A 5,937-nucleotide genomic window follows, 5' to 3' on the forward strand; every position below is an offset into this window, starting at 1 on the left:
GCCTTGTGTCGCGATAGGGCCGCAAAGCGGCCCCGGGATTCCAGCGGGAACGCATAGATTGCCGGGGCTGCCTTTGCAGCCCTTTCGCGACACAAGGCCGCTCCTACAAAAGCCAGTGCATACATATATGGTCGGGGCGTCCTGCTCAGCCCGGGATCTTCAGGCCCCGCTGCACCGCCGGCCGCTCAAGGAACGCCGCCAGCACCCGCTGCACTTCCTTGAACTGATCGAAGCCGACCAACTCACGGGCGTTGTACCGCTCCACCAGGTTACGCACCCATGGGAAGATCGCGATATCAGCGATGCTGTACTCGTCGACCATCCATTCCCGGCCTTTCAAATGCCGGTCCAGCACGCCCAGCAAGCGCTTGGACTCGTTGACATAACGGTCCCGCGGGCGCTTGTCCTCGTACGCCTTGCCGGCGAAGAAATGGAAGAACCCAACCTGGCCGAACATCGGCCCGATGCCGCCCATCTGGAACATCAGCCACTGCAGGGTCTGGTAACGCTGGGCGGGGTCCTGGCTGAGCAACTGGCCGCTCTTCTCCGCCAGGTACTGCAGGATCGCCCCCGACTCGAACAGCGGCAGCGGCTGCCCGCCTGGGCCATCAGGGTCGAGAATAGCGGGGATCTTGTTGTTGGCGCTGAGCGAGATGAACTCGGCGCTCAGTTGGTCGTCGTTGTCGAAACTGACCTTGTGCACCTCATAGGCCAGGCCGATTTCTTCGAGCATGATCGACACCTTGACGCCGTTGGGCGTCGGCAGTGAATACAGCTGCAGGCGTTCGGGGTGTTGGGCGGGCCACTTGCGGGTAATGGGGAAAGCACTGAGATCGGTCATGATCAACCTTGCCTGGGGAATGAACCTGTCACTCTAGAGACATCCCCGGCCGCTGACCATCACCGACCCTTCATCAGCGCTGGCAGCTCAAGCTTGGCCGTGAGCCTTGAGCTTGAGCTTTTCGGTATCGACGCGGACGAACACCGAGTCGGCAGTCACGGTCAGCACATCGTCGGCCCAGACTTCGCAAACCACCCGGCTCTTGCGCCCAACTTCACCTTCCACGCGCGCCTTGAGCAACAGCTCGACGCCCATCGGCGTAGGTTTCAGGTAGGTCAGGTTGAGGGTGCCAGTAACGCAGTCGATGCGCGGCAGGCTGCCCGGCTCGCGGCCTTCGTTGCGGTAGTGGTAGGCCATGGCCGTCCAGTTGGAGTGGCAGTCGACCAGCATTGCCAGCAGGCCGCCATAGACCAGGCCGGGCCAGCCGATGAAAGTGCTGTCGGGCGCGTGCCGGCACAACAGGTGGATGCCGTCGGCGTCCCAGTGGCTCTGCAGGTGCAGGCCGCTGGGGTGGGAGCAACCGCAGCCGTAGCAGGTGCCGTCGGGCGCTGCGAGGGCCTGGAGGGATAGGGTTTGGTCGTTCATACGCTTCCTGTGCTTTTTAGAATGGGGGGCGCGCAACGCCCCCACATTAAAGCAGAATCGTCAGGCCGTCTGCGCCACCACCTTGGCGCGCCGCTGGGTCAGCGAAACCAGCAGGATAAACGCGGTCACACCTGCGGTCATCAGCGTTTCATAGCGGTAGGCATCGCTGAACAGCATGTAACCCAGCACCATGGCGATAGTGCCGATCACCAGCCAGGTCAGGTACGGGAACAGCCACATCTTCAGCTCCAGCGGCCGCCCTTCGCGCTCGGCACGGGCACGCATGCGCAGCTGCGACACGGCAATCACAAGGTACACCAGCAAGGCGATGGCACCGGTGGTAGACAGCAGGAAGCCGAACACCTTGCCCGGGAACACATAGTTGACGAAGCAGCCGGCAAAGCCCGCCAGGGTGGAGAAGATTACCGCCACGGTCGGCACGCCAGAACCGGAGATACGCTTGGTCACGCTCAGCGCCTGGCCACGCGCCCCCAGCGAATAGAGCATGCGCGAGGCGGTGTACAGGCCAGAGTTCATGCAGCTGGTCACTGCCACCAGCACCACCAGGTCGACCAGCAACTTGGCGCCCGGTACGTTCAGCACTTCCAGCACGCGCTGGAACGAGCCAACCGCTTTCAGCGCAGGGTCGTTCCACGCAACCAGCGACACCACCAGGAAGATCGATGCCAGGTAGAAGATGGCGATGCGGTACACCACCAGGTTGGTGGCGCGGCGGATCTTGTCTTTCGGGTTGGCGGTTTCGTCAGCAGCAATGGTGACGATTTCGGCGCCGAAGAACGAGAAGATGGTAATCAGCACGCCACCCAGCACGGTGCCGAAGCCGTTGGGCATGAAGCCGCCGTTGTCCCACAGCCGGCTGACCCCGGACACCTCGGCCAGCGGCCAGAAGCCGAACACCGCCAGGCTGCAAACCACGATAAAGGCGATGATCGCCACCACCTTGACCAACGCGAACCAGTACTCGAAGGCGCCGAAGTTCTTCACGCTGATCAGGTTGGTACCCGACAGCACCAGCATGATCAGGAAGGCGAACAGCCACGACGGCACACCAGGGAAGTAGGCATGCAGGATGTCGGCACCGGCAATGGCCTCGACCGGAATGATCAGCACCCAGAACCACCAGTACAGCCAGCCGATGGTAAAACCGGCCCAAGGGCCGATGGCTTCGGAGGCATAGGTGGAAAACGACCCGCTGTTAGGGTTGGCGATGGCCATTTCGCCGAGCATGCGCATTACCAGCAGCACCAGCAGGCCGGTCATGGCGTAGGAGATGAGAATGGCCGGGCCGGCGGTGGCGATGGCATTGGAAGAGCCGATGAACAGGCCGGCGCCGATGATACCGGCGATGGAAATCATGGACACCTGACGCGAGGTCAGGCCGTGCTGCAGGGAACGCTGTTTCTTGTTGTCTTGCGAAGCCATGAAGAACCCTCAAATGGGTCGGCCGCGGCATGGCGGCTGAAGGTCGGAGCAGAATTCTTATAAATTTCTGATGTTCGTTGTTGTTGTTTTGCAGTTGCCGGAAGCGGGTACTGACCTCCTCTTCGTATGACCGGTTGTAATCGTTGATCCAGGTCAGTATTAATCTATAGGGCGGGGCCAACAAACGACCTTTTCGAAACACATGATTCCGTTATGGAATGAACTTCTTCCTTTTTTGCTCGGTATTTGCCTGTCATGTCCAAACGCCTGATGCCTTCGACCACCGCCCTTCAGTGCTTCGAAGCGGCCGCCCGCCACCTCAGCTTCACCCGCGCAGCCCAGGAACTGCACCTGACCCAAAGCGCCGTCAGCAAACAAGTGGCGCAGCTCGAGGACATGCTCTCGCACTCGCTGTTCCAGCGCATTCGCCGGCGCCTGCACCTGACCCCGGCCGGCGCGCTGTACCTCACCGAAGTGAACAAGATCCTCACCCAGATCGATATTTCCAGCCGCTACATCCTCAGCTACGGCGACGAAACCGAAGTGCTGCGCATTGCCACCCAGCCAACCTTCGGCGCGCGTTGGCTAGTACCCAAACTCAAGGGTTTTGGCGACCGCTACCCACGCATTCACCTGGACATCCGCAACGAGCTGGAACCATTCGACCTGGTGCAGGCCAAGGCCGACATCGCCTTTTTCTTCGGCCAGGGCACCTGGCCTGGGGCAACCTGCATCGAGCTGTTCAGCGAAGAAGTGGTTCCGGTGTGTAGCCCGCAGCTGCTGGCCAACCACCGCTTCGACAGTGCCCAGGCGCTGACCGAGCACCGCCTGCTGCAATGCGTGTCGCGGCCGGAGGCCTGGCATGAGTGGTTTCTGGGGCTGGGGCTGCATAGCCAGAACAGCTACCACGGGCCGCGTTTCGACACGTTCTACCTGTGCATCCGTGCGGCCATCGCTGGCTGCGGCATTGCCCTGATTCCGCGCTACCTGGTGGCCGAAGAACTGAGCGAGGGCAAGCTGGTGGTGGCCTGGGACCATCCGGTGGCGAGCAATGGCCGACACTTCATTGCCCATGCCGAACATGCCGCCGAAGTGCCCAAGATTCGGGCCTTTGTGCAGTGGATTCGGGAGCGGGTGGCTGAGGGGGATTGAGTTAGCCTGTACCGGCCTCTTCGCGGGCTTGCCCGCTCCCACAGGATCACCACAGATTCGAACACTGTGCAGTACCTGTGGGAGCGGGCAAGCCCGCGAAGAGGCCGGCACAGGCAACACAAAATAATCGCCAGATCACGAATCCATGGAATGACCGCAATCGAATAATTCGTTTGCGGAATAACCCGCCAACACGCTTGGATAATAAGAAACTCGAACAAGGTCCGCGTGCCCCATGAACCAGGAAAGTATCAGCCAGTCCATTGCCATCGTTCACCCGATCACACTTTCCCATGGCCGCAATGCCGAAGTCTGGGACACCGACGGCAAACGTTACATCGACTTCGTCGGCGGTATCGGCGTGCTCAACCTGGGCCACTGCAACCCCGCCGTGGTCGAGGCGATCCAGGCCCAGGCCACCCGCCTCACCCACTACGCCTTCAATGCCGCCCCCCATGGCCCGTACCTGGCGCTGATGGAGCAACTGAGCCAGTTCGTCCCGGTCAGTTACCCCCTGGCCGGCATGCTCACCAACAGCGGCGCGGAAGCGGCGGAAAACGCCCTGAAAGTGGCCCGCGGCGCCACCGGCAAGCGCGCCATCATCGCCTTCGACGGCGGCTTCCATGGCCGCACCCTGGCCACCCTGAACCTCAACGGCAAGGTCGCCCCATACAAGCAACGGGTTGGCGAACTGCCCGGGCCGGTGTACCACCTGCCTTACCCCAGCGCCGACAACGGGGTTACCTGCGAACAGGCGCTCAAGGCCATGGACCGCCTGTTCAGCGTCGAGCTGGCGATGGAAGACGTGGCGGCGTTCATTTTCGAACCGGTGCAGGGCGAAGGCGGTTTCCTCGCCCTTGACCCAGCCTTCGCCCAGGCGCTGCGCCGGTTCTGCGACGAGCGCGGCATCCTGATCATCATCGACGAGATCCAGTCGGGCTTCGGCCGTACCGGCCAGCGCTTCGCCTTCCCGCGTCTGGGCATCGAGCCCGACCTGCTGCTGCTGGCCAAGAGCATTGCCGGCGGTATGCCGCTGGGTGCAGTGGTTGGGCGCAAAGAAGTGATGGCGTCGCTGCCCAAGGGCGGCCTGGGTGGTACCTATTCTGGCAACCCGATTGCCTGTGCGGCGGCGCTGGCCAGCCTGGCACAGATGACCGACGAGAACGTCGCCACCTGGGGTGAGCGCCAGGAGCAGGCCATCGTCAGCCGCCATGAGCGCTGGAAAGCCTCGGGCCTGAGCCCGTTCATCGGCCGCCTGACCGGCGTGGGCGCCATGCGCGGCATCGAGTTCGTCAATGCCGATGGCAGCCCGGCACCGGCGCAACTGGCCAAGGTGATGGAAGCAGCGCGGGCCAAGGGCCTGCTGCTGATGCCTAGCGGCAAGGCGCGGCACATCATCCGCCTGCTGGCACCGCTGACCATCGAGGCCGAGGTGCTCGAAGAAGGCCTGGATATCCTCGAGCAGTGCCTGGCGGAATTGAACTGAGCTTTACAGGCCCAGTTCTGCCGGGGTGAGCATGTCGGACTCGAAGGCAATCCAGCCGCCTTCGAGTTCGGCGTGGCCGTTGACGATCGGGCCGTAGTAGGTCAGGCCGTTCTCCAGGGTCACGCAGATGTGCGTGGCGTTCTTTTCGGGTGCCGCGAGCGTACCGACGAAATGCACCTTTTTCAGGGTTTCGGTCACCGCCTCCAGGCCAACGCGCATGTTTGGGTTTTCCGAGGCCTCGGTATCACCCCCGCGGTCTTCGGCGCTGATGGTGATGGTAGCGATGTACGGGTACTTGGTGCTCAAGCGGGGTTACCTCAGTGGGTGTTTGGCGTATGGGCGCGTAGAGTACGGCAGGCGGTCTCTGTTGTCTCTACTGGCCTCTTCGCGGGCACGCCCGCTCCCACAGGGATAGTACATTGCCTGTGGG

6 protein-coding genes are annotated in these 5,937 nt (G+C 62.4%); 2 read left to right on the forward strand and 4 right to left on the reverse strand.

Translation table 11 applies throughout. From position 1 onward, the window contains the following. Positions 1-145: 145 nt before the first annotated feature. The 3 genes from ABE456_RS28085 to ABE456_RS28095 all read right to left on the reverse strand — a co-directional run bounded on the left by ABE456_RS28085 (position 146) and on the right by ABE456_RS28095 (position 2,869). Complete coding sequence (locus tag ABE456_RS28085; protein WP_346646839.1) at positions 146-841, reverse strand: glutathione S-transferase N-terminal domain-containing protein; 696 nt, start codon at positions 839-841, stop codon at positions 146-148. An 87-nt stretch (positions 842-928) separates the two neighbouring features. Continuing rightward, positions 929-1,426: a PaaI family thioesterase gene (locus tag ABE456_RS28090; protein WP_346646840.1), complete on the reverse strand. Its 498-nt coding sequence runs from the start codon at positions 1,424-1,426 to the stop codon at positions 929-931. A gap of 60 nt (positions 1,427-1,486) precedes the next feature. Next, a complete protein-coding gene (locus ABE456_RS28095; RefSeq protein WP_346646841.1) occupies positions 1,487-2,869 on the reverse strand; it encodes an amino acid permease in 1,383 nt (460 codons plus the stop codon). A 255-nt stretch (positions 2,870-3,124) separates the two neighbouring features. Here ABE456_RS28095 and gcvA point away from each other — a divergent pair, with 255 nt between their 5' ends. After that, positions 3,125-4,021: a transcriptional regulator GcvA gene (gcvA, locus tag ABE456_RS28100; protein ID WP_346646842.1), complete on the forward strand. Its 897-nt coding sequence runs from the start codon at positions 3,125-3,127 to the stop codon at positions 4,019-4,021. Positions 4,022-4,256: 235 nt separating this feature from the next. Continuing rightward, the gene (locus ABE456_RS28105; protein ID WP_346646843.1) at positions 4,257-5,507 is read left to right on the forward strand and encodes an aspartate aminotransferase family protein; all 1,251 of its coding nucleotides are present in this window, start codon (positions 4,257-4,259) and stop codon (positions 5,505-5,507) included. Positions 5,508-5,510: 3 nt separating this feature from the next. On the opposite strand, the gene ABE456_RS28110 is transcribed toward ABE456_RS28105, so the two are convergent. Beyond that, the gene (locus ABE456_RS28110) at positions 5,511-5,813 is read right to left on the reverse strand and encodes a hypothetical protein (RefSeq protein ID WP_085720495.1); all 303 of its coding nucleotides are present in this window, start codon (positions 5,811-5,813) and stop codon (positions 5,511-5,513) included. Between the last annotated feature and the right edge of the window lie 124 nt (positions 5,814-5,937).

The organism is Pseudomonas sp. TWI929, from assembly GCF_039673335.1.
Taxonomy (GTDB): domain Bacteria; phylum Pseudomonadota; class Gammaproteobacteria; order Pseudomonadales; family Pseudomonadaceae; genus Aquipseudomonas.

What these genes read in the sequence shown, in the direction of transcription:
- ABE456_RS28085 (WP_346646839.1), bottom strand. Translation starts at nt 841, where the DNA reads ATGACCGATCTCAGTGCTTTCCCCATTACCCGCAAGTGGCCCGCCCAA.
- ABE456_RS28090 (WP_346646840.1), bottom strand. Translation starts at nt 1,426, where the DNA reads ATGAACGACCAAACCCTATCCCTCCAGGCCCTCGCAGCGCCCGACGGC.
- ABE456_RS28095 (WP_346646841.1), bottom strand. Translation starts at nt 2,869, where the DNA reads ATGGCTTCGCAAGACAACAAGAAACAGCGTTCCCTGCAGCACGGCCTG.
- gcvA (WP_346646842.1), top strand. Translation starts at nt 3,125, where the DNA reads ATGTCCAAACGCCTGATGCCTTCGACCACCGCCCTTCAGTGCTTCGAA.
- ABE456_RS28105 (WP_346646843.1), top strand. Translation starts at nt 4,257, where the DNA reads ATGAACCAGGAAAGTATCAGCCAGTCCATTGCCATCGTTCACCCGATC.